26 protein-coding genes are annotated in these 21,160 nt (G+C 62.3%); 19 read left to right on the plus strand and 7 right to left on the minus strand.

What is annotated here, in order from left to right; translation table 11 throughout:
* The first annotated feature begins 66 nt into the window (after positions 1 to 66).
* The 5 genes from AC1D3C_RS22245 to AC1D3C_RS22265 all read left to right on the plus strand — a co-directional run bounded on the left by AC1D3C_RS22245 (position 67) and on the right by AC1D3C_RS22265 (position 2,512).
* Entirely contained in the window at positions 67 to 477 is a 411-nt protein-coding gene (locus AC1D3C_RS22245; protein WP_038541064.1) for a universal stress protein, read from the plus strand.
* A 14-nt stretch (positions 478 to 491) separates the two neighbouring features.
* Positions 492 to 824: a TraR/DksA family transcriptional regulator gene (locus AC1D3C_RS22250; RefSeq protein ID WP_477484374.1), complete on the plus strand. Its 333-nt coding sequence runs from the start codon at positions 492 to 494 to the stop codon at positions 822 to 824.
* Positions 825 to 910: 86 nt separating this feature from the next.
* Positions 911 to 1,576, plus strand: a complete 666-nt coding sequence (trhA, locus tag AC1D3C_RS22255) for a PAQR family membrane homeostasis protein TrhA (RefSeq protein WP_046631404.1) — start codon at positions 911 to 913, stop codon at positions 1,574 to 1,576.
* 159 nt (positions 1,577 to 1,735) lie between these two features.
* The gene (locus AC1D3C_RS22260; protein WP_477484375.1) at positions 1,736 to 2,239 is read left to right on the plus strand and encodes an N-acetyltransferase family protein; all 504 of its coding nucleotides are present in this window, start codon (positions 1,736 to 1,738) and stop codon (positions 2,237 to 2,239) included.
* Positions 2,240 to 2,290: 51 nt separating this feature from the next.
* Positions 2,291 to 2,512 carry a hypothetical protein gene (locus AC1D3C_RS22265; RefSeq protein ID WP_477484376.1) on the plus strand — a complete coding sequence of 74 codons (222 nt, stop codon included), beginning with the start codon at positions 2,291 to 2,293 and terminating at the stop codon, positions 2,510 to 2,512.
* Here AC1D3C_RS22265 and AC1D3C_RS22270 read toward each other — a convergent pair whose 3' ends face one another.
* On the minus strand, positions 2,513 to 3,145 hold the full coding sequence (locus AC1D3C_RS22270) for a LysE family translocator (protein ID WP_477484377.1): 633 nt from the start codon (positions 3,143 to 3,145) through the stop codon (positions 2,513 to 2,515).
* Between the two features lie 167 nt (positions 3,146 to 3,312).
* On the opposite strand from AC1D3C_RS22270, the gene AC1D3C_RS22275 reads away from it, so the two are divergent.
* Positions 3,313 to 4,215, plus strand: a complete 903-nt coding sequence (locus AC1D3C_RS22275; RefSeq protein ID WP_477484378.1) for a DMT family transporter — start codon at positions 3,313 to 3,315, stop codon at positions 4,213 to 4,215.
* A 13-nt stretch (positions 4,216 to 4,228) separates the two neighbouring features.
* Here the strand turns inward: AC1D3C_RS22275 and AC1D3C_RS22280 are convergent, their stop codons facing one another.
* On the minus strand, positions 4,229 to 4,774 hold the full coding sequence (locus tag AC1D3C_RS22280) for a MarR family winged helix-turn-helix transcriptional regulator (protein ID WP_477484379.1): 546 nt from the start codon (positions 4,772 to 4,774) through the stop codon (positions 4,229 to 4,231).
* Between the two features lie 91 nt (positions 4,775 to 4,865).
* Between AC1D3C_RS22280 and AC1D3C_RS22285 the strand changes: the two genes are divergently transcribed.
* The gene (locus AC1D3C_RS22285; protein WP_477484380.1) at positions 4,866 to 5,828 is read left to right on the plus strand and encodes a DMT family transporter; all 963 of its coding nucleotides are present in this window, start codon (positions 4,866 to 4,868) and stop codon (positions 5,826 to 5,828) included.
* 130 nt (positions 5,829 to 5,958) lie between these two features.
* Here AC1D3C_RS22285 and AC1D3C_RS22290 read toward each other — a convergent pair whose 3' ends face one another.
* Both AC1D3C_RS22290 and AC1D3C_RS22295 read right to left on the minus strand, forming a co-directional pair.
* Positions 5,959 to 6,771: a transglutaminase-like domain-containing protein gene (locus AC1D3C_RS22290; RefSeq protein WP_477484381.1), complete on the minus strand. Its 813-nt coding sequence runs from the start codon at positions 6,769 to 6,771 to the stop codon at positions 5,959 to 5,961.
* Positions 6,772 to 6,879: 108 nt separating this feature from the next.
* On the minus strand, positions 6,880 to 7,446 hold the full coding sequence (locus tag AC1D3C_RS22295; RefSeq protein WP_477484382.1) for a TetR/AcrR family transcriptional regulator: 567 nt from the start codon (positions 7,444 to 7,446) through the stop codon (positions 6,880 to 6,882).
* Positions 7,447 to 7,542: 96 nt separating this feature from the next.
* Here AC1D3C_RS22295 and AC1D3C_RS22300 point away from each other — a divergent pair, with 96 nt between their 5' ends.
* Positions 7,543 to 8,469 carry an SDR family oxidoreductase gene (locus AC1D3C_RS22300; protein ID WP_477484383.1) on the plus strand — a complete coding sequence of 309 codons (927 nt, stop codon included), beginning with the start codon at positions 7,543 to 7,545 and terminating at the stop codon, positions 8,467 to 8,469.
* Here AC1D3C_RS22300 and AC1D3C_RS22305 read toward each other — a convergent pair whose 3' ends face one another.
* Positions 8,470 to 9,096: a DUF1062 domain-containing protein gene (locus AC1D3C_RS22305; RefSeq protein ID WP_477484384.1), complete on the minus strand. Its 627-nt coding sequence runs from the start codon at positions 9,094 to 9,096 to the stop codon at positions 8,470 to 8,472.
* A 431-nt stretch (positions 9,097 to 9,527) separates the two neighbouring features.
* On the opposite strand from AC1D3C_RS22305, the gene AC1D3C_RS22310 reads away from it, so the two are divergent.
* The 3 genes from AC1D3C_RS22310 to AC1D3C_RS22320 all read left to right on the plus strand — a co-directional run bounded on the left by AC1D3C_RS22310 (position 9,528) and on the right by AC1D3C_RS22320 (position 11,663).
* Positions 9,528 to 9,935, plus strand: coding sequence for a (R)-mandelonitrile lyase (locus tag AC1D3C_RS22310; protein ID WP_477484385.1), 408 nt, complete (start codon positions 9,528 to 9,530; stop codon positions 9,933 to 9,935).
* A gap of 116 nt (positions 9,936 to 10,051) precedes the next feature.
* On the plus strand, positions 10,052 to 10,921 hold the full coding sequence (locus AC1D3C_RS22315) for an aldose 1-epimerase family protein (protein WP_477484386.1): 870 nt from the start codon (positions 10,052 to 10,054) through the stop codon (positions 10,919 to 10,921).
* A 355-nt stretch (positions 10,922 to 11,276) separates the two neighbouring features.
* Complete coding sequence (locus AC1D3C_RS22320; RefSeq protein ID WP_477484387.1) at positions 11,277 to 11,663, plus strand: VOC family protein; 387 nt, start codon at positions 11,277 to 11,279, stop codon at positions 11,661 to 11,663.
* Between the two features lie 48 nt (positions 11,664 to 11,711).
* Here the strand turns inward: AC1D3C_RS22320 and msrB are convergent, their stop codons facing one another.
* On the minus strand, positions 11,712 to 12,122 hold the full coding sequence (msrB, locus tag AC1D3C_RS22325) for a peptide-methionine (R)-S-oxide reductase MsrB (RefSeq protein WP_038584863.1): 411 nt from the start codon (positions 12,120 to 12,122) through the stop codon (positions 11,712 to 11,714).
* Between the two features lie 674 nt (positions 12,123 to 12,796).
* Positions 12,797 to 13,141, minus strand: a complete 345-nt coding sequence (locus AC1D3C_RS22330; protein ID WP_477484388.1) for a hypothetical protein — start codon at positions 13,139 to 13,141, stop codon at positions 12,797 to 12,799.
* Between the two features lie 769 nt (positions 13,142 to 13,910).
* Here AC1D3C_RS22330 and AC1D3C_RS22335 point away from each other — a divergent pair.
* From AC1D3C_RS22335 to mnhG, 8 genes are all read left to right on the plus strand, one after another.
* Complete coding sequence (locus AC1D3C_RS22335) at positions 13,911 to 14,144, plus strand: hypothetical protein (RefSeq protein WP_046631434.1); 234 nt, start codon at positions 13,911 to 13,913, stop codon at positions 14,142 to 14,144.
* Between the two features lie 293 nt (positions 14,145 to 14,437).
* Entirely contained in the window at positions 14,438 to 16,792 is a 2,355-nt protein-coding gene (locus AC1D3C_RS22340) for a putative monovalent cation/H+ antiporter subunit A (RefSeq protein WP_477484389.1), read from the plus strand.
* Between the two features lie 268 nt (positions 16,793 to 17,060).
* Complete coding sequence (locus tag AC1D3C_RS22345; protein WP_247139046.1) at positions 17,061 to 17,498, plus strand: Na+/H+ antiporter subunit B; 438 nt, start codon at positions 17,061 to 17,063, stop codon at positions 17,496 to 17,498.
* A complete protein-coding gene (locus AC1D3C_RS22350) occupies positions 17,498 to 17,875 on the plus strand; it encodes a Na+/H+ antiporter subunit C (RefSeq protein ID WP_247039312.1) in 378 nt (125 codons plus the stop codon). Before AC1D3C_RS22345 ends, AC1D3C_RS22350 begins: the two co-directional genes overlap by 1 nt.
* A 333-nt stretch (positions 17,876 to 18,208) precedes the next feature.
* Positions 18,209 to 19,762 (plus strand): Na+/H+ antiporter subunit D, encoded by a 1,554-nt coding sequence (locus AC1D3C_RS22355; RefSeq protein ID WP_477484390.1) that lies wholly within the window; start codon positions 18,209 to 18,211, stop codon positions 19,760 to 19,762.
* On the plus strand, positions 19,759 to 20,232 hold the full coding sequence (locus AC1D3C_RS22360; protein WP_038541140.1) for a Na+/H+ antiporter subunit E: 474 nt from the start codon (positions 19,759 to 19,761) through the stop codon (positions 20,230 to 20,232). The genes AC1D3C_RS22355 and AC1D3C_RS22360 overlap by 4 nt, the downstream gene beginning before the upstream one ends.
* Entirely contained in the window at positions 20,229 to 20,633 is a 405-nt protein-coding gene (locus tag AC1D3C_RS22365) for a cation:proton antiporter (protein WP_477484391.1), read from the plus strand. Before AC1D3C_RS22360 ends, AC1D3C_RS22365 begins: the two co-directional genes overlap by 4 nt.
* Positions 20,630 to 20,974 carry a monovalent cation/H(+) antiporter subunit G gene (gene mnhG, locus AC1D3C_RS22370; protein ID WP_038541147.1) on the plus strand — a complete coding sequence of 115 codons (345 nt, stop codon included), beginning with the start codon at positions 20,630 to 20,632 and terminating at the stop codon, positions 20,972 to 20,974. The genes AC1D3C_RS22365 and mnhG overlap by 4 nt, the downstream gene beginning before the upstream one ends.
* Positions 20,975 to 21,160 lie beyond the last annotated feature (186 nt).

Here is a 21,160-nt window from a genome sequence, read left to right on the forward strand (position 1 = left end):
TGACCTCGGTCAAGGCGGTTTGGACCGTATGAAGCTACAATGGGCGAAAAACATGAAGGAGATCGCATGTACAAGAAGATCGTCGTTGCGGTGGATGTTTCCGCTCTGGAAAAGGGCGAGCGCATTCTGCGCACGGCAACGAACCTGCTCGACACGGGCGGCATGATCCTGATCGTCAACGTGGTCGAGGATATGCCCGCTTATCTTGTCTCCGAGCTGACCGTCGATCTGACAGTTGCGGCCCGTCAGGATGCCGAACGGCTGCTCGTCGAGCTTCGCGAAAAAGCCGGCATCGAGGCCGATATCGAAATCCGCCAGGGCGCGCCGGCGCGCGAAATCCTGGCCGCTTCGGAAGAGCAGGGCGCAGACCTGATCATCGTCGCCTCGCATATCCCCGACCTGTCGAACTACCTGATCGGTGCCACGGCCGACCGCGTCGTGCGCCACGCCACATGCTCGGTCCTCGTCGACCGCTGAGAAGGAACGGATCCATGGATACGTCAAGATATGGCAGCGTTCTAAGGGCGAGGAAGGCGGAGCTGGAAGGCCGCCTGAGCCGCATCGAACAGGATTTCGTCACGCCCCGCAATCCTGATGACGACGACCGCGCCGTCGAACGCAACAATGACGAGGTGCTGGAAGAACTCGGCGAAACCGGCGAACGGGAGCTTGCGGCAATCGATGCGGCACTTCACCGCATCGCCGCCGGCACGTTCGGCATCTGCGCCAGATGCGGCCAGCGGATCGCCGAGCAGCGACTGGATGCCGTGCCGCACACGCCCCTTTGCCAGGCCTGCGCCGCCGAGGTGTCGGAGGAAGTTTAACGCGGGAAACGGAATGTGAATCCTCCCTCTCTTGCCTTCCGCCGCGGTCATGCTCATTCTTAAGATCGAGGCAGGCGGAAGGTCGGATGAACGAGTTTTTCAATTTCGGGCGGAAATACGATTTCCACGAGATCGTCGCGGATGGCATCATCCACGGCGTCGGTATCGTGTTCGCGCTGGTCGGCGCCACCGCCCTGATCTTCTATGCGACCGTCTGGTCGAGCCATGGCGAGATCGCCGCCGCCTGGATCTACGGCCTCGGACTGATCATCTGCCTGTCGATCTCGTTCACCTACAATATCTGGCCTCGCTCGCGCACCAAATGGGTGCTGCGGCGGCTGGACCATTCGGCGATCTTCATCCTGATCGCCGCGACCTATACGCCGTTCCTGCAACGCGGCGCGCACGACCCCTGGATATTCGCCATGCTTCTGGCAATCTGGGCGACCGCGATCTTCGGTATCACGCTGAAATGTCTGTTTCCCGGCCGTTTCGACAAGCTGACGATCCTGCTCTATCTCGCCATGGGCTGGAGCGGCGTGATGGTGGCGGGGCCGATCTCGCAATATCTCCCGGCGGTCACCGTCTGGCTGATCGTCATCGGCGGCTTCATCTATTCGCTGGGCGTGATCTTCCACGTCTGGGAACGGCTGCGGTTCCAGAACGCCATCTGGCACGGCTTCGTCGTCGCCGCGGCCGCCGTCCACTACGGCGCGGTCATGACCTGCTTCAGCCTCTCCGGCGGTTTTTGATCCGAGATTCGGTTTGTCGCGGGCAACCGATTAGCTTCAGGCTCGCCCCTCCCTCATTAATTCCAATGAAGTTATCAAAGGAGTAGGCCAGCCAATCTGGACTCGCCGTTCCATCGTCTGATATAATGGACAAACGAGTATCATGATGGACGAAATCTAATGACCGAACCCCTTGTCCGCGACGCCACCGAAGCCGATCTCCCTGTGATCATGGAGATCTACAACGACGCGGTCGCCAACACGACGGCGATCTGGAACGAGGTCCTCGTCGACCTCCAGAACCGCAAGGAATGGTTCGCCGCTCGCAAGGCGCGCGGCTTTCCGGTGCTCGTGGCGGATGTCGGCGGCAAGGTCGCCGGTTACGCTTCCTATGGCGACTGGCGCGCCTTCGATGGTTTCCGCCACACGGTCGAGCATTCCGTCTATGTGCACCGCGATTTCCGCGGCGCCGGCATCGGCCGGCTGCTGATGCGGGACCTGATCACCCGCGCCGCCGAAAACGGCATCCACGTCATGGTCGCCTGCATCGAGGCCGGAAACACCGCCTCGATCGGCCTGCACAAAAAACTCGGCTTCCGCACCGCCGGCACGTTTTCCGAAGTCGGCACCAAGTTCGGCCGCTGGCTGGATCTGACCTGCATGGAGATGAGGGTCACGGGGTGAGATGGTGCAGCGTTGCTCCCTATGATAGTTTTGGTGTCGGAGGATCAACGCATGGAAGATGATGATCCGTTCGAAGCCTGGCTCAACCGCGCAGGGCCACCGGAAGAGAGAGCGAAGCGTTTGGCGGCGTTGGACGCCGCGCTTGCTCGTGGTCTTGCCGATGCAGAGGCAGGTCGGGTTAAGGCGGTTGAAGAAGTCCTCGTCTATTTCGAAGCCAAATATCGGAAGTTGTCGGAAGAACGTGCCAAGAGCGGCCAGACGGAGACGGACTGACTAACTCCGCTGCAGCGCCAGATGCGCGCCGAGCCCGACTAGCAGCGCCCCTCCGGCCCGCTGCATCAGCCGTTGTGCCCCGCTCGACCGTTTCAGCCGGGTGATGACAGCGCCGGCGAGGAAGACGCAGACGATATCGGCGGACGAGAACATCAGGTTGACGATCGTGCCGAGGATCGCGAACTGCAGCCAGATGGGGAAGGCGGCCGAGGCGTCGATGAACTGCGGCAGGAAGGCGAGGAAGAAGATCGCCGTCTTCGGGTTCAGCACTTCCACCGTAATGCTTTCGAAAAACGCCCGCCGGCCGGATTTCTCCGCGATCTCCGGAAGTTCGGCATCGCCCGCCGCCTTGGCGCGGAACAGCGAGATGCCGAGCCAGACGAGATAGGCCGCTCCGCCGAGCTTCACCACCATGTACAGGATCGGAACGGCATGAAAGAGCACCGAAAGCCCCGCGGCGGCGGTGAACACATGCGCGTAACCGCCGATATGGATGCCGAGCGAGGCCATCAGCCCCGACCACCGCCCGCGCGCCAGCGTCTGGGCCGCGGCATAAAGCATGGCCGGCCCGGGAATATAGGCGAACACCGCCGTGGTGGCGAGGAAGGCGAGAAACAGCTCGATCGAAGGCATATCTTGTTCCTTGAATGAACCCGCATCATTGCAACAGGCGGTGCCCGCCCGCAAGTGCAGCCGATCGGGCAGCGCAGCTTGAGAATACTTCGATCCGCACCGAAGCATCAGCCCTGCGTCTTCACCTAGAACATCCGCATCGAAATGCGAACAGGCCAGCTGACATCATGCCGAACACACCGAATATGACCAGGGAACTGGCGCTGCTTCTGGCGCTCTCCACGCTCTGGGGCGCCTCCTATACGTTCATCAAGATCGGCGTCTGGACCATCCCGCCGGTGACCCTGATCGCACTGCGTACGCTGATTGCCGGAACGATGCTGCTTGCCGTGATCCGCGGCCGCGGCCTGAAACTGCCGCGCGACGGCGGCACTTGGGCCCGCTTCCTGTTCCAGGCCTGCCTGAACAGCGCCATTCCCTTCACGCTGATCGCCTGGGCGGAACAATCGACCGATGCCGGGCTTGCGGCGATCCTCAATTCCACCACGCCGATCTTCGCCTTCCTGATCACCGCATTGATCACCCGCCACGAGCCGGTGACGGTGCGAAAACTATTCGGCGTCGGCGCGGGGCTGGTCGGCATCTGCATGGTGATCGGCGTCGAAGCGCTGTCGGGCCTCGGGGAGAGGCTGGTGCCGCAGCTGGCGATCGTGCTGGCGACGGTGTGTTATGCCGGCGCGGCGATCTTCGGCAAGAACTTCAAGGGCCTCGACCCGATCATGCCGGCGGCGGGCTCGCTCGTCTGCGGCGCCGCGCTGCTGGTCCCGGCGAGCCTGATCGTCGACAAGCCCTGGACGCTTGAGCCCTCTATGGACTCGATCCTGTCGCTGGTGGCGCTCTCGGTGTTTTCGACGGCGCTCGCCTTCGTCATCTATTTCAGGCTGATGCAGACGCTCGGCTCGGTCGGCGCGACGTCGCAGGCCTATCTGCGGGTCCCCGTCGGGGTGGCGATCGGCGTCGTTTTCCTCGGCGAAAGCCTGCATCCGGGCGCATGGGCCGGCCTCGTCTGCGTCGTCGCAGGAGTTGCCGCCATGACCTTGCCGGCACGTCGAAAGCTCGCTTCCGTCTGATCTTCGCTGGCGGTCAATCCTCCGTTGGCTCTGCCGGTCCCTGTCGTGAAAGATGGGCCTCGACGGCGAGGTTCAGTTCCCGCAGCAGGCCTGCAAGCTGCGCCTTCTTTTCCGGATCGAAGCCCGCGATCGCCGCTGCCTCGCTTGCCATGTCCTGCCGGAACGCGGCCTCCGCTCTGCCGATACCCTCGTCGGTCAACTGCACGGAAAGGCTTCGGCCGTCTCTGTCGGACGGGACGCGCTTGATCAGGCCGGCCTTTTCCAGCCGGCCCAGCCGGTGGGTGAGGCTGCCGGAGGCGATCATCAGCGACCGGTAGAGTTCCGTCGGCGTCAGCCGATGGGGCGGCCCGGAGCGCAGCAGCGTGCCCACGACATCGAACTCTCCTCGGTCCAGCTTGAACGATGCGAATGTCGCCTCGATCGATGGTGTGACCAGCCGCGACAGGCGGTAGACGCGGCCGAGAATTTCCATCGGGCCCGTGTCGAGATCCGGCAATTGTTTAGCCCACTGGGCCCGCGCCCGGTCGATGTGATCCTGCGTTTTTCGTGTCTGCGCCATTCCGATTCTCCGTCTCGACAAAACTATCTTGACATGAAGATAAATCGGGAGCAAATATCTTCACATGAAGATAAATAGTGAGGAGCCGACCATGCCTTCGATCGCCGCAAGGAAGTCCTTTGAAATTCCGCTGATCGTGCAGATGCTTGCCTGTTCCTTCCTGTGGGGAGGTGCTTTCATTCTCCTGAAGCTGGCCGGCACCGCGCTCTCTCCGCTCGCCCTGACGGCGGTGAGGGGGCTGATGGGCGGCAGCCTGATCGCCATCTGGATGATCGTCTCCGGCCACAACATTCTCCCGCGCGGGCGGGAAATGCGTGACTGGGTCGTCCTCGGTTTCCTGCAGGGCGTCGTCCCGAACAGCCTGACGGCCTATGCGCTGACGGAAATTTCGGCGGGCCTGACATCGATGATCCAGGCCTCCACCCCGCTCGTCGTCGCGGTTCTGGCGCAGGCGCTGTTTGCGAGCGAGCGGCTGACGCCGAAAGTGGCGCTCGGGCTTGCTATCGGCTTCGGCGGTATGGTCCTGCTGATCGGTCCGGCAGCGCTCGGTGCCGACAATGTCAGCCTTCGCGGCGTCGGCGCCGTGGCCATCGTCGCGGTCAGCTACGCGCTCGGCAATCTTTATGTGCGCGGTATCCCCGGTGCTCAGCCGGTCCGGCTGGCGCTGGGACAGCAGCTGTTTTCCGGCCTGCCGACCTTCTCGGTGATGATCTATCTCGGCGGTCTTTCGGCCTTTGCTCCGGCGCTCGACAACCTGCCGCTGCTTCTCGTCCTCGGCGTGTTCGGAACGGCCCTGCCGATCGTTCTCTACATGAACATCCTCAAGAAGGCAGGTCCGACCATCGGTTCGATGAACGGTTATTTCCTGCCGCCCTGGACGATTATCCTCGGTTTTGTCCTGCTGGGCGAACCCGTCAGCCTGAGAGAGATCATCGCCACCGCGATCGTGCTTGCCGGTGTCGCGATCGTGTCGCTGAAGACGGAAATTCTGTTGATCGCCTGCCGCCGGCTGGCTGCCATTCTTCGCCCGCGGCGCACCGGCAAGATCGCCTGAGCTGGAAGGTCGACGAAAGGCCCGGGATCCCGCAGCCCCTGGCTTAAATGTGGAATATGTCCTGTCGCGAAACTCTGACTTTCGCGACAGGAATTTCCTGAAAATCAGCGGCTCGTTTTTGCCGCAGAAGTCAGGAATTACGCAGCACGATAGCTACAGCCTCACCTTGCGGGAAGCTGATAACCTCCTCTGGTAAAGGCCAGTCCGCTAAAGCTTCCGGCTCGTCCTCGTCCTCGCCATCGATAGCGACGGTCCTGAGCCGTGAAGCGAGTTGGTCTAGCGTCGTCCTCGCCTGGTCCGACAACTCGGTTGAAACGGGGGAGAGGTCCTTTGATAGACCCCAGTAATCCCACGGTTTCAGTTCCAGTTTACGCAGGGCTGCGACTTCCCGAAGCAGGCTTCCCGCGACAAACCATTCCCCGCCGAGGCCGAGGCTCGACACGCCAAAACGGGAGGCAATCTCCGGTTCGTCTTTGATCCGAAACCATGCCTCGCCCGCCGTTAGAAAGCGGGCGCGCGGCACGTCTAAGGTGTCGAAGGAAACTCCCCCGACGGCTGCAAACTCCAAATCGAGCCGTTTCCAGCGCCCGCCGTCATGCCATTCGCAAAGCCAATCCGGGGTGCCGAGTTCGCGAAATCTACTAACCGCCAGTATAGCGAAATCCCGGCATACGCCGCCAACCTTAGGCTGTGCGCCGCCGCCTTCGAGCAAATTGCGCTCTACAACGATTGACAGAATCTCGGCCACGGAACGAAGCTCAAGATCGGCGGCCTGTTCGGGTGTGAAACCTCGTTCTTCGGATTCGGCCCCGCGAGGATGTTGCATGAATGAGCTAATCCACCGGGCAATTGAGTTTGGCTCGACGCCGCCGCGCATCAATGTTTCGCGATACGGCCCAGGTTCCGAGTAGATGCTTTGGGTGACGTAGAAGGATTTGCGCATTGCTGTCTCTTTCCTGTTGAGATTGAGACACGACAAGGAGGGCAAATTTTCGAAAATTGTCAACTGGCGCTTGTCACGATCAAGGGCTGACGGGATCCTGGGCCGTTTCTATTGTCCGGGCAGCACCGCTGCGACAAACGCTTCCAGGCTCCGGCGCACATGCGCGTCGACCGGCCCCGCAGGATCGAATCCCCACCAGAGAAGACAGCCCTGCCACTGAGAGGCCATCAGCATGCCGATATCGTCCGGCGTACCCGGCGTCGCCGCAAAACAGGCGGTGATCGCGGCGGACAGAACCTCGCCCCAGGCGCTGCCGCGGGCGCGCAGGCAAGAATCGCGAAAATCCTCGCGCAGCATCACCAGGCCCTCGGCGTAAGTCTCGATACCGCCATAGTCTCCGGACAGCGTAACGAGAATGTCCACGGCACCTTGAGGCGTTTTCGGCGCGGCGGCGATCGCCGCTTGGGTCCTTGCGTCGAGATTGTCCCAGGCAAACAGCAGGGCGGCGCGGGCAAGTTCTTCCTTGTTCCTGAAGCGCTGCACCAGCGTCGAGCCGGAAAGGCCGCAGGCTGTGGCGAGCGAGGCGAAGGTCAGCGCCTCCGGGCCTTTGTCGTGCATCACCTTCAGCGCTGCCGTCAGCACCTCGCTGTCTGGCATGGTTTTTGGTCGCGCCATCTTGCCTCTCGAATTATAAACGAATAAACGTTTATATATTGTCTCGATTTGGAAAGCCAGTTCTAACCGTACCGAACCGGAAGGGAAGGAGCCGTCATGTCGCACGTGTACAAAAAGCCGCTGAAGGGGAAAATCGCGCTGGTGGCAGGCGCCACGCGGGGTGCCGGGCGGGGTATCGCGGTCGAGCTCGGGGCGGCTGGCGCAACCGTTTATGTCACCGGCCGGACCACCCGGGAGAAGCAGTCGGAATACGGGCGGCCGGAGACGATCGAGGATACCGCCGAGCTGGTAACGCAGGCCGGAGGCACGGGCATCGCGGTGCCGCTCGATCACCTCGTCCCGGAGGATGTCGCAGCGCTCGTCGAGCGCATCCGCCGGGAGCAGGGCCGGCTGGATATCCTCGTCAACGACATCTGGGGCGGCGAGCATCTGTTCGAATGGGACAGGCCGGTCTGGGAGCACGACCTCGAAAAGGGCCTGCGCATGCTGCGGCTGGCGATCGACACCCACCTGATCACCGCCCATCATGCGCTGAAGCTGATGATCGAGACGCCGGGTGGCCTGCTGGTCGAGGTCACCGATGGCACGGCGGAATACAATGCCGAGCATTATCGCCTCTCGCCCTTCTACGACCTCGCCAAAACCGCGGTGACGCGCATGGCCTGGGCGCACGGCAAGGATCTCGAAAAGGTCGGCAGCACCTCGGTGTCGATCACGCCAGGCTGGCTGCGCTCCGAAATGATGCTGGATATCTACCAGGTGACCGAGGAGACCTGGCGGGATGCTCTCGTCGCCCAGCCGCATTTCTGCATTTCCGAAACCCCGCGCTTCATCGGCCGGGCGGTGGCAGCGCTTGCCGCCGATCCGGACCGGGCACGCTGGAACGGCCAGTCGCTGTCGAGCGGCGGCCTTGCCAGGGTCTATGAGTTCGACGATGTCGACGGCTCGCGACCGGATTGCTGGCGCTACCTGAAAGAGGTGCAGGAGCCCGGCAAACCGGCCGACGCCACCGGTTATCGCTGATCAGCCGCCCATCGCCGCCTTGCCCACCGCCATTCGCTCGGCCTCGTCGCGCAGGTCGAGCGTGATTTGGGTGCCGTCGCGTATGCCGCGTTTCAGCGCGTCCTTTCGCTCTGGCCCGACCCGAATCTCTCGCCTGTCGAAAAGCGCCTGCAGCCGGCTGCGCGATAGCTGAAGTTCCGCCGCCAGCAGCCGGTCGAGCCGCAGGCCGGTCGGGTAGGGCAGGGCGAGCGTGATTGTGATCCGCCGCCACTCCGCATCGTGGCGAAGCACCGCCTTGCGCATCTCGATGTCGTCGCTTTCCTCGATGCATCCAGCCTTGGCCTTCAGCGCCTGTGCGTCGAATTCGATGCGGGCGACGAAGTCCGGCGTGCTCGCCTGCATCGCGTCGAGCAGGGCGGGATCGATCGCCCGGATGGTCTGCCGCACGAAGATCGGCCGGTTCCAGGTGCCGTCGCAGGCGATGCATCGGTAGATGAGCCAGGCATCGAGCCTTTTGCCGTTGGCGTTGAGGCGGATGCGGCCGCTGGAGCGGAATGGTCTCGATAACCCGCAGCCGCTGCAGGCAAGGATTGGCCGGGGTGGAGTTTTAGGGGTTGCAGTCCATTCGAGATGGAGGATGTCGCACATGCCGTTTTGATCTTCCGGTCAGGAAGTTCATGCGGGAAACGGCACTCAAGAAGCCCTCTTCGGGCGCGCACGGTGTGGCGAAGGTCCGGACTGTGGGGAGCAAGCGTCGGAGGTCTTAGTCGGACGGTTCAGGGCAGCTTCAGGCCGCACTGGCACGATCAATGCCAAACCGGTCTCAAGCCGCCACCCCGATGAACAGTGTTCCCACGCGAGCAAGCGTCATCGCTCTTCCACGCATGGGAGGGTGAACCTGTCGAGACCGGGGATTACTTAGGCAAACTGAACCTCAAAGGCCGACGCTCTTCGACTGAAAGGCATAAACGTGCGAAAATCGAAGTCAAGAATTTTTGGACGTCGCGCCGCGCCCGTTGTGACCTATATGCCGTCCTGACCTATATGAAGCGAAACAGTCGTTCAGCGAGGATCGAACCATGGACATCAAGCGCAGCGGATCGCAGCCTTCGAAGGCACCGCCACAATATTTCACCGGCACCGTCCGGCTCGATCCGATCGTCGAAGCGCCGGAGCCGGCCCGGGTCCGCGCCCTTTCGGTCACCTTCGAGCCGGGTGCGCGCACCGACTGGCACACCCACCCGCTCGGACAGACGCTGTTCGTCACGGCCGGCGCGGGTCTCGCCCAGGTCTGGGGCGAGCCGGTCCGGGCCATCCGGCCCGGCGACGTGATCTGGTTCCCGCCCGGCGAAAAACACTGGCACGGTGCATCCCCGACCACCGCCATGACCCATATCGCCATCCAGGAAGCGCTGAACGGCAGCACCGCGGAATGGCTGGGCGCGGTGACGGACGATGAATATGCGGGCGAGGTCGCGAAGGACTGAGTCGAACTGGCTTGGCGTCGTTTGACGCTCGAAAAGACCGCACGCGTCATTGAACCGAAACCTCTGGCGCGCAAAGATGAGGGCATGATTGCGAACCGGAACCAGAAGGAGCCGCCATGTCCGACGTCACCCGCATCTCCAACCAATACCTGACCGTCGACATCTCCTCGCTCGGCTCCGAGATGCAGGCGCTGGCAGCCGCCGATGGCCGCTCGTTTCTCTGGAATGGTGATGCCGCCTTCTGGAACGGCCGCTCGCCGGTTCTCTTTCCGATGGTCGGCAAGGCGCCGGAAAACCGGATCAGCGTCGACGGCAAGCCTTACGAGATGGGCCAGCACGGTTTTGCCCGCCGCCGCGAATTTACGCTTGCCTCGTCGAGCGAAACCATGTGTCGTTACGAGCTCGCCGCCTCCGACGCGACACGCGCCGTCTATCCGTTCGAATTCCTGCTGGCGGTCGAGCATTCGCTGGATGGCCGGACGCTGACGGTCGCGGCCGAAGTCGAAAACCGCGATCAAAAGCCGATGCCCTTCGGCCTCGGGTTCCACCCGGCCTTCGCCTGGCCGATCCCCGGCGCGGCGGGCAGGGCCCACACCATCACCCTCGACAATGGCGCCGAACCGGCTTTGACGCGGCTGGAAGGCGGGCTGGTGAAGCCGGAAAAGCTGCCGTCGCCGTTCAAGGCCGGCAGCCTCACTCTCGACCATGCGATGTTCGAGGCGGATGCGATGATCTTTCCGGAAGGGGCGGGCGAGGGGCTGACCTATGCCGCCGAGGGCGGCCCCGCCCTCAAGTTTTCCTTCGAGAACCTGCCGAACCTGGCGCTCTGGCAGAAACCCGGAGCCCCCTTCATCTGCATCGAACCCTGGCACGGCACCGCGGCCGAACTCGGCGGTTCGGACGACTTGGCGAAACGCCCCTACGGCGTGGTTCTCCAGCCGGGCGAAAAGGCCCGCTTCGCGTTCATGGTGGAACTGCCGGTCTAGCGCACAGGGTATCGCTGCCCCTCACCCTAACCCTTGCCGGGGTTGAGCCACTCGTCTCAACCCGTCCTTCGGACCCCCGCAGGCGGGGAGAGGGAACGTGCCTTATTCATCGCCTGTTATTGGGGCACGCCAGCGCGACTTGCGTCCTTCTCCCCGTCAAGACGGGGAGAAGGTGCCGGCAGGCGGATGAGGGGCGTGCTAGGGCGCCTTCGCCGATCCGGGCTTCCCGGCGCCGCAGGATTCGGTCTATGATTGCCGCCGGCATTCCTGGGTGCAACTGCCGCCCGGGATCGTCGTCCACGACAAGGACCCGGCCTGACGTCAGGCGGTCCCGCGATTGCTGTTGGAGGAGAGCATGACCGCGTCGCTTCGCATAAACCACCTGTCCATCATGGTTCGTGATCTCACCCGCAGCGCCGAGTTCTATCATCGGGTCCTGCGCCTGCCGGAAATCGAGTGCAAGGCCCGCAAGCCGAACATCCGCTGGTTCGGCATCGGCGACGACCAGTCGATCCACCTGATCGAAGGCGATTTCGGCCAAACCTACGTCACCATGTCGACCCATCTCTGCATCGCCGTGACCGACCTCGACGCCACGGTCGCCCACATCGCCGCAACCGGCACGAAATACGGCGATCTGGCCAGAAACGAGGGCAGAATCTACAGCCGCGCCGACGGCGTTCGGTCGATCTACCTGCAGGATCCGGACGGCTATTGGCTCGAGATCAGCGAAGATTACTGAGAATTAAAAAAAGCGCCGGCGGATCGCCGACGCTTCGGGTGTTTTGCTTCACTTCATCGCCTCGAAATCCATTGCATGGCCGTTGATGCAGTAGCGCAGGCCGGTCGGCGGCGGGCCGTCGGGGAAGACGTGGCCGAGATGGCCGCCGCAATTGCTGCAGCGGACTTCGGTGCGCACCATGCCGTGCGACACGTCGCGGATTTCGGTGATCGCCTCCGGATTCACCGCCTCGAAATAGCTCGGCCAGCCGCAGCCGGAATCGAACTTGGTATCGGAGACGAACAGCGGCTCGTGGCAGGCGGCGCAGCTGTAGAGGCCCTTTTCATGGCTGTTCCAGAAGGGCCCGGTAAAGGCACGTTCGGTGCCGGCCTGGCGCAGGATGCGGTACTGCTCGGGCGTCAAGAGTTCGCGCCACTCCGCATCGGTCTTCTGGACTTTCGGGGTGATGACATCGGACATCGCAAGGTTCCTTTCGTTTTCCCCATAGATAGGCATCGAGGCGGCGAAGGAAAAGTCCGCGATTGGAGAGCGGATGTCGGCATTGTGAGGCTGACGCATTCTATTGAGACATCATCGGCGAGGCCCAGTATGTGGACCTGCGTAAGCAATGTGAATGTTTCGACTTCTAGGATCAAGAATGGCGACCCGACCATCAGCGTGAGTGACGAAGTACCCAGATTCTACGCGAGCGCGTCTAAAGGCGACGCAGTATGATCTGTCTTTCTCTCTGTAATCGGCACAGGTAGCTTCAAGTGAGGTTAGAACGGCCGCATTGATCCGGGACGTGCGCTTGAGCATTTCAAAGTCGAGCGGACTTTCGGACCAGTCGGAATAGCCGTCGTTCTGGCCCCTAAGACTTTTCAACTTTCTCAGATAATCCAATCCCAATATTTTGACTATAACGTCCAGGTTTTCCGCCAGCTCCAACGAATGTAAGCCAGCTGCTTTGTGCTCGGGGACCTTGATGTAAATGCCCAACCCAAAGTCGTGCGCCGTTCGGATGCCGTCCGGACGTATCGTTTCAACATCCACTTTGGGAGGACGATTCATGTAGGCAGAGTCGGTGTACCAGCCCTTCGCGAGAGTGAAGAGCGCTAATCCGGCCAACGCAAAGTATGCTCTTTTCGGTATGCCTATGGCTGTGCCCCCCTCATCGTTGTAGAGCCATCGGCCTTCGCCGCTCGATATACGATCTCCTTCGGCAGACGCAGGATGCGATTTGGGCTATTCCACCAACTGCCACCATCATCGAAAAAAGTCTCTGCAAGAGCTGGAAGTAGTTCATCAATATTGTCATCTGGGCTTCCCCAGGTATAGCTTTTGGCTTCCATCGCAACCAGCTTCACCGCTCCTGACTTCGAGAAATCGAACGGCCCCCAAACTGTTGGCCGATCAGCTGTATTGACGATGAAGCCCACGGCTTTGTTCGGCCAACGCCCCTGACAGATGCGCAAAACATCGACCTGCTGCACATCCATCAACACGTCTTCGGCAAGCGGGCATAAGAGCGTCGGAATGAGGAAGGCTCGACCATCTGAGGCCTTGAAGGCCAAAGTCCTGCCATGCGACTGCTGACATCCTCCACTGTTGATCGTGGAGACCCAGCGACGGGATTGGGAATGCTGGGTTCGTACGGAGGAGACGAGTATCTGTCCATCAACATGAAGAGACGCTGTCAGTTCATATTGCGTAGTATACGTGCAAAACGGACTTAGTGACCCAGGCGGGGCGGTGATCAAAACCCAGACTACAGCTATCCCGAACAAAGCGAGGATGACGATTTCGGCGAGCCTCATCATTGATCAACTGTCTGAACGGGCCGGAAGATAAGCATCGGGTTATGAAGGAAGCGGAATGTTATTGATAGCTATACAGGTTTCTGCCGGTCAGGCATCGTCTGAGATGCGTTATTGGTAAAGAAGTGCTAACAAGGCTACTACCATTACCTTCAATGGTGGCTGCTATTCAGGTCCCACTCCTCAAGGACATTCCCTTCGCGTTGGCTATTCGGCATCACGAACCTATGGCATCGAGGATGGTCTTATGTCCCTGTTAACGCATTGTTGCCCTAGCATCACGGGCCGTGATGCCGGTTTCCCCATGGCCTGCCTCGCGTGTCACATCTTCGAAAGCGAACGCGATGTTCCAATCTGTCGTCGCACATTGACGAAGGCATTTTTCACCACAATAAGGTCAAACCCAAAAAAATGTGGTACGCGCCACGCGAATAACAGCAGGAAAGTGGCAGTGACTGAACCGACCGTAGCAGATGCAACAGGCCGCATTTATGAATCGCTCCAGGCGAACAACGCCGACATCGACGTGCATATCGCGGCTCTCAAGGCGGCGATGGCCCGGGCGGGTTTGAAGGAAGCCGTATTCGACCCGGCTAAGCTCGTGCAGAACAACCGTTCCGGCAGAAAACTGATGCAGGCCTACTTTCGGCAGCGCGGCGTGACGGTGAAATTCTCGGCTGAGTGAAGCCTGAGGCATGACGCCGAACCGTTGCCTAAGCATAGGCCAGGCACCAGCCGGGAGCGCGAACCCAACATAGCTCGGCCGGCCGCAGAATTAGCAGTTTTGCGACGCCAGCAATGACGATCATGCCGCAAAGCCGCCGCCGCCAAGCATCGCCAGCCCTTGCTCAAATTCCCGAAAACTCGCGTTTCTGTGTGTTTCGTCCGGTTCTGCTTGAGGCGGGGACATGTTTCCCATAGAAAATCTCCTGCCTCCGAACGGTCGGGGGTATGGGATTTCTGAAGCGTGGAGATGACATGGCTGCCAATGCGCCGGCGTTGACGTTCTTCGCACTCTTCCTTCCCTTCCTCGCTTCGGTTCTGGCGCCCTTCCTCACCCGCCGTCTGGGCGATAGGGCCGCCTGGGTTCTGGCAGCGGCCCCGGCACTCGCGTTTGCGCATTTCTGCACCTTCCTGCCTGAAATCGCCGCCGGCGAAGTGGTGACCGGGGGCTATGCCTGGGCGCCGAGCTTCAACCTCTCCTTTTCCTGGTTCCTCGATGGCCTGTCGCTCACCTTCGCGCTTCTGATCACCGGCATCGGCACCCTGATCGTCGTTTATTCCGGCGGCTACATGAAGGGTCATGAGGGGCAGGGGCGCTTCATGGCCTTCATCCTCGCCTTCATGGGCGCCATGCTCGGCCTAGTCGTCTCCGACAGCTTTCTGATGCTGTTCGTCTATTGGGAACTGACCTCGATCACCTCGTTCCTGCTGATCGGCTTCGATCACGAGCGGGAGGCGGCGCGGCGTGCAGCACTTCAGGCGCTGGTGGTCACCGGCGGCGGCGGGCTCTGCCTGCTCGCCGGCCTGGTCTTCCTCTGGAACATCACCGGCGTCACCCAGCTTTCGCTGCTCGTGCATCTCGGCGAAGGGCTGCGCCAGAGCCCGTTCTATCTCGCAACCCTGCTGCTGGTGCTCGCCGGCGCCTTCACCAAGTCGGCGCAGTTTCCGTTCCATTTCTGGCTGCCGAACGCCATGGAAGCGCCGACGCCGGTCTCGGCCTATCTGCATTCGGCAACCATGGTGAAGGCTGGCGTCTACCTGCTGATGCGGTTGAACCCGGTCATGGGGCAAACGCCCGCCTGGATGATCCTGCTGCCCTTCTTCGGCGGTATCACGCTGATTGCCGGCACGTTTTTGGCCATTCGCCAGACGGACCTGAAGCTGATGCTCGCCTACACGACCATGGCCTCACTCGGTCTCCTGGTCATGCTGACCGGCTTCGGCTCGGCGCATGCGGTCGAGGCGGCGGTGCTCTATCTCGTCGCCCATTCGCTGTTCAAGGGCGCGCTGTTCATGGTCGCCGGCACGGTGGATCATGAGGCCGGCAGCCGCGACGTCACCAAGCTCGGGGGCCTGCGCGCCGCCATGCCGGTCACCTTCGGCGCGGCCCTGCTGGCGGCGCTCTCGATGGGCGGCCTGCCGCTGTTTTTCGGTTTCCTCGCCAAGGAGGAGATCTATGCGGCGCTTGCCGCCGGCAATCCGCGCGCCGTGTTTTTCACCGGCCTCGCCGTCATCGGCAATGCGCTGATGTTCGCTATCGGCTTCGCCGTGGCGCTGAAACCCTTCCTCGGCCCCGATGTCGAGACGCCGAAACATGCCCATGAAGGACCAATGACGCTCTGGCTCGGCCCGGTAGTTCTCTCGGTGCTCGGCCTGGCGGCCGCACTCTTTTCCGGCGTGGCGCATCGTTACATCTCCTCGCCAATGGCAAGCGCGATCACCGCCCAGAAGATCGTCATCGACATTTCGACCATGCCGCATCTCGGCGTGCCCCTGCTTCTGTCGGTGGTCACCGTATTGCTCGGCGCGCTCGCCTTCTGGCGGCTGACGGACCTGCGGGCCTTCATGGTGCGGGCGGTGGAAAGCCTTGGCCCCGGCCCGGACCGCGGTTTCGACCATTTCGTCTCCGGCCTGGTGCGGCTTTCGGGCGTCGTCACCCGCCTCGTCCAGCCGGGCCGGCTGGAAATCTACATCACCGCCACCTTCATCCTGCTGGCCGTGACGCTGCTCGTCCCGCCCTTCCTGTTCGGCGAACTGCCCGCCATGCCCGCCTGGCCGGAGCAATTGCTGGTCCAGGAAGCCGCGTTCTTTGCAATCGCGGTGATCGGCCTTATCGCCGCGCTGCGTGCAAAGGATCGGCTGACGGCGATCGTTTCGCTCGGCATCCAGGGTTTTGCCGTCGCCGTCATCTTCCTGCTGTTCGGCGCGCCGGACCTGTCGTTCACCCAGTTCATGGTCGAGACCCTGTCGGTCGTCATCCTGGCGCTGGTAATGACGCGGCTGCGGCTCTCGCCCCGCGACCACCGGCCTCTGGGGCAATCGCTCTTCGACGGGACGATCGCAGTCGCCTGCGGTCTCGGCTTCACGCTGCTGCTTTTGAAATCGACGCAGGCGCCGTTCGATACCCTGCTCACTGACTTCTTCAACGCCTATTCCAAGACCGTCGCCCACGGCGCCAACGTCGTCAACGTCATCATCGTCGACTTCCGCGGCACCGATACACTGGGCGAGATCGCGGTGGTGATGGTGACCGGGCTGGCGGTGCTGGCGCTGATCCGGGTGAGGGCGGGCAAAAAGGTTGCGGACGACAAAATGGAGACGCGGCGTTGACGGGTGTGGTTTACCCCCCTCTGCCCTGCCGGGCATCTCCCCCTCAAGGGGGGAGATCGGCTGGGAGGTTGCTCATCGCTTCCAGTTTGGTGTTGCCTTCCGCACGACGTTTTTGGATGAGCGGGGATCGTGCCGCTTGTGATCTCCCCACCCGAGGGGGAGATGCCCGGCAGGGCAGAGGGGGGCTCACCGGGTTCGACCTACGAAGGGAACGGAGCTTGTTCAACCTCCAAGAGGTGGTGGCAACCAACGTGCAAGGTGCTCATCCATGAACACCCTCATCCTGCGCACCGTCGCGCCCTTCCTCACCGCGTTGATGCTGCTGTTCTCCGTCTTCGTCCTGTTGCGTGGCCATAACGAACCCGGCGGCGGGTTCATCGGCGGGTTGATTGCGGCTTCGGCGCTGGCGATCTACGGCATCGCCTTCGGCGTGCCGGCGGTGCGCCGCGCGATCCGGTTCCACCCGATGGCGATTGCCGGCGCCGGGCTGTTGCTTGCGACGCTTTCCGGCCTGATCTCGATCGTGTTCGGCGTGCCGTTCATGACCGGGCTCTGGGTCTATCCCGTCGTCTTCGAGGTCGAGGTGCCGCTCGCCACCGTCATGTCCTTCGATATCGGCGTCTATCTGGTGGTCGTCGGGGCGATCACCTCGATCGCGCTGGCGCTCGAACAGGAGCCCGGTTCGGATGCGGAGGGAGGAGACTGATGGAAGCGCTGTTTTCGATCCTGATCGGCCTGTTCTTTGCCGCCGCGATCTACCTTCTGCTGTCGAAGCACACCGTGCGCATCCTGCTCGGCGTGGTGCTGCTCGGCAATGCCGTCAACCTCACGCTCTTCACCACCGGCAGGCTCACCCGCGAAGTGCCGCCGATCATCCCGGCCGGCATGGACACGCTGTCGTCGAACGCCGCCAATCCGCTGCCGCAGGCGCTGATCCTGACGGCGATCGTCATCTCGTTCTCCTTCTTCGCCTTCCTGCTGGTGCTGACCTATCGCGCCTACCAGGAACTCGGCACCGACGATACCGACGAGATGCGGCTGGCCGAACCGCGGGACGAGCAGCTTCCGCCGCTGGGGTATTGAGGGGATGGTGTTGGATTTTTCGCCGGATACTTGTTGTTACGCTATCGGTTCTCTCGCCCGCGGCACCCCCCTCTGCCCTACCGGGCATCTCCCCCTCAAGGGGGGAGATCGGCCAGACGCGGCGCCTCGGCCTTCATCAACGACGATGATCGAACCTTCTCTTATGGGACTGAGGCTGCTTGTGGCAGGTCGGTGCACCCATCCGATCTCCCTCCTTGAGGGGGAGATGCCCGGCAGGGCAGAGGGGGGTATCCCGACTTCGACGATAGCCGTCCGGGAGGGTCAAGCTACCGCGGCGATATTTGCCGACAGCCCACCCGGAGGCATCCACTGATGGCCTCTCCTTCCGTCGACCTCTCCGCAGCCCTCGTCCTCGCCGCTCCGCCGCTTGCCGACTGGCTGGTTGTTCTCCCGGTCGCCCTGATGATCGGCTTCGGTGCTGTCTTGATGATGGTGCGCAAGTCCGTCCGCCTGCATGGCGGCATCGCGATTGCCGGCCTGGCTCTCCTCGTCCTCCTCGACGCCGGCCTGCTCTGGCGCGTCTGGACCCATGGCCCGGTCACCATGGTGATGGGCCGCTGGCTGCCGCCTTTCGGCATTGCGTTCACCGCCGACCTTTTTGGCGCGGTCATGGCGCTCGCCGCGGCGATCGTTGCCCTTGCCGGCGGCATATTCGCATTGCGCGATATCGACGCGAGCGGCCGGCGCTACGGTTTCTACCCGTTCCTGATGCTGCTGATGGCCGGCGTCACGGGCGCCTTCCTGACCGGCGACATCTTCAACCTCTATGTCTGGTTCGAGGTGCTGCTGATCTCGTCCTTCGGCCTTTTGATCCTCGGCTCCGAGCCGGAGCAGATCGACGGCGCGTTGAAATACGCCATCCTCAACCTGATCGGCACGACCCTGTTCCTGATCGCGGTCGGTTATCTCTATGCGGTCTTCGGCACGCTCAACATGGCCGATATCGCCCGCAAGGCGGCGGGCCTGCGCGGCACCGCGCCGCTGACGACGCTGACGGCGCTGTTCATCCTAGCCTTCGCCATGAAGGCCGCCGCCTTTCCGGTCAATTTCTGGCTGCCGGCCTCCTATCACACGCCGCGGGTGGTGGTGTCGGCGCTGTTCGGCGGGCTGCTTACCAAGATCGGCATCTATTCGCTGATCCGCGTCACCATCATGCTCTTTCCCGTCGAGCGCGAGGAATTGAGCCTCGTCGTTGCCATATCGGCGGCGCTCACCATGCTGGTCGGCGCGCTCGGCGCACTGGCGCAGAACGATATCCGCCGGCTCGTGGGTTACGTGGTCATCGCCGGCATCGGCAACATGATGGCGGGCGTGGCGATCGGCACGCCCGCGGCCGTCAGCGGCGCCATCCTCTATGCGCTGCATTCGGTGGTGACGATGACCGCGCTTTATCTGGTGTCGGGAGAAACCGGCCGGCTCGGCGGCACCTGGGCGCTCTCCGGCCTCGGCGGGCTTTACCGGAGGGCGCCGTGGTTTTCGGGCGCCGCCTTCCTGCTGTTTCTGGCCGCTTCCGGCCTGCCGCCGCTGTCGGGCCTGTGGCCCAAGGTGGCGCTGTTGAAAGCCTCGCTCGATATCGGCGCCTGGTGGCTGGCCGCGGCGATCCTCGTCTCCGCCTTCCTCGTCACGCTGGCGCTCGCCCGCGTCTTCCTGCTTGCCTTCTGGCGGCCGCAGCCCGAACCTGTTCCGGAGGCCGCCGCCCCGGCGGATTGGCGCATCGCCCTGCCGCTCGGCTGCCTCACGGCGCTCGTCGTCCTTTTCGGCCTGCTGCCGGAGCCGCTGCTCGATCTGGCCCAGACGGCGGCGGAGGGGCTCGGCGAACCGGCGGCCTATATCCATTCGGTCTTCCCGGGAGGGACAGCACGATGATCACCTATATCCTGTCTCTGGTATTTGCCGTCGTCTGGGTCACTGTAACCGGCAGCGCGACGCTGCAAAACCTGATCTTCGGTTTTGTGCTGTCGACGCTGGCGCTCTGGATCGTCCGCGACGAGATGGGCGCCCGCGGCTATTGGCGGCGGCTCGGCCGCATCCTGTCGCTGCTCGCCCTGTTCCTGAAGGAGCTGGCGCTGTCTGCCTGGAAAGTGGCGGTGCTGGTGATGAGCCCGCGCATGGACCTCAAGCCCGGCATCTTCGCCTTTCCGCTGACCGTCACCCGCGATTTCGAGATCACCCTGCTTGCCAACCTCATCACGCTGACGCCGGGCACGCTGTCGGTCGACGTCTCCGAGGACCGCAAGACGCTGTTCGTCCACGCGATCGACTGTTCCGATATCGAGGCCACGAAACGGGATATCGCCAACGGCTTCGAGCGCAAGATCATGGAGGCGTTCCGATGACGACGGCTGAAATGATCCTCTCCTATGCGGTCTGGCTGGCGCTCGTGGTGCTCTGCGTCTCCTTCCTGCTTACGGTCTGGCGGGTGATCAGGGGGCCGACGCTTCCAGACCGGGTCGTGGCGCTGGATATGCTGACCGGCATCGTCATCGGCTTCATCGCCCTGATCGCCATCCGCACTGGCTTCACGCTCTATATCGATATCGCCATCTCGCTTGGCCTCGTCGGGTTCCTGGCGACCGTCGCCTTCGCGCGCTTTATCCTGTCGCGCGGCGGTCGGGAAACACCGAGGCCGGACATGATGAAGACGTTCACGGCATCGGTGCCCGAACCGCGCCGTAAATCTGCAACAAGGCGCCCGCCCGGCACCGGACCGGCCGTCAGGCGGAAGGCAAAGAAATGATGGATATCCTGCTGGCCACGATAACCGCCCTTCTGATGCTTGGCGGCGCCGGGTTCGCACTGGTGGCGGCAATCGGCCTCAACCGGTTGCCGGATCTCTATACCCGGATGCACGCGGCATCGAAGGCCGGCACGGTTGGCTCCGGGCTGCTGCTGCTGGCGGTCGGCGTCCATGCGGGCGATCTGCCGACATTTGCAAGAGCCCTTGCAGGCTTCTTCTTCTTCGTGCTGACCGCGCCAATTTCGGCGCATCTACTCGCTATGGCAGCACATAAGATCGGATATCCACTTTACGCTGAGTCAGTCCGGGATGAAATGAAGGATTACGATAAGCGAATATAATCCCGTCGAGGACGAGTTATAACCCTGTCTTGACTGAGCAAATGCTCATCTATTCATCAGTAAAGCTGACGTGGGAGCGATATAGGCCGCAGAAAGGCTGGTAACTCGCGAAAATCGCACTTGGAGATAAAGCGAAGCAGTGGTACTTCGTTACAAGTAGAGTGCAGATGTTGTTTCAGATTAGGC

The organism is Neorhizobium sp. P1_A6 (assembly GCF_056406795.1).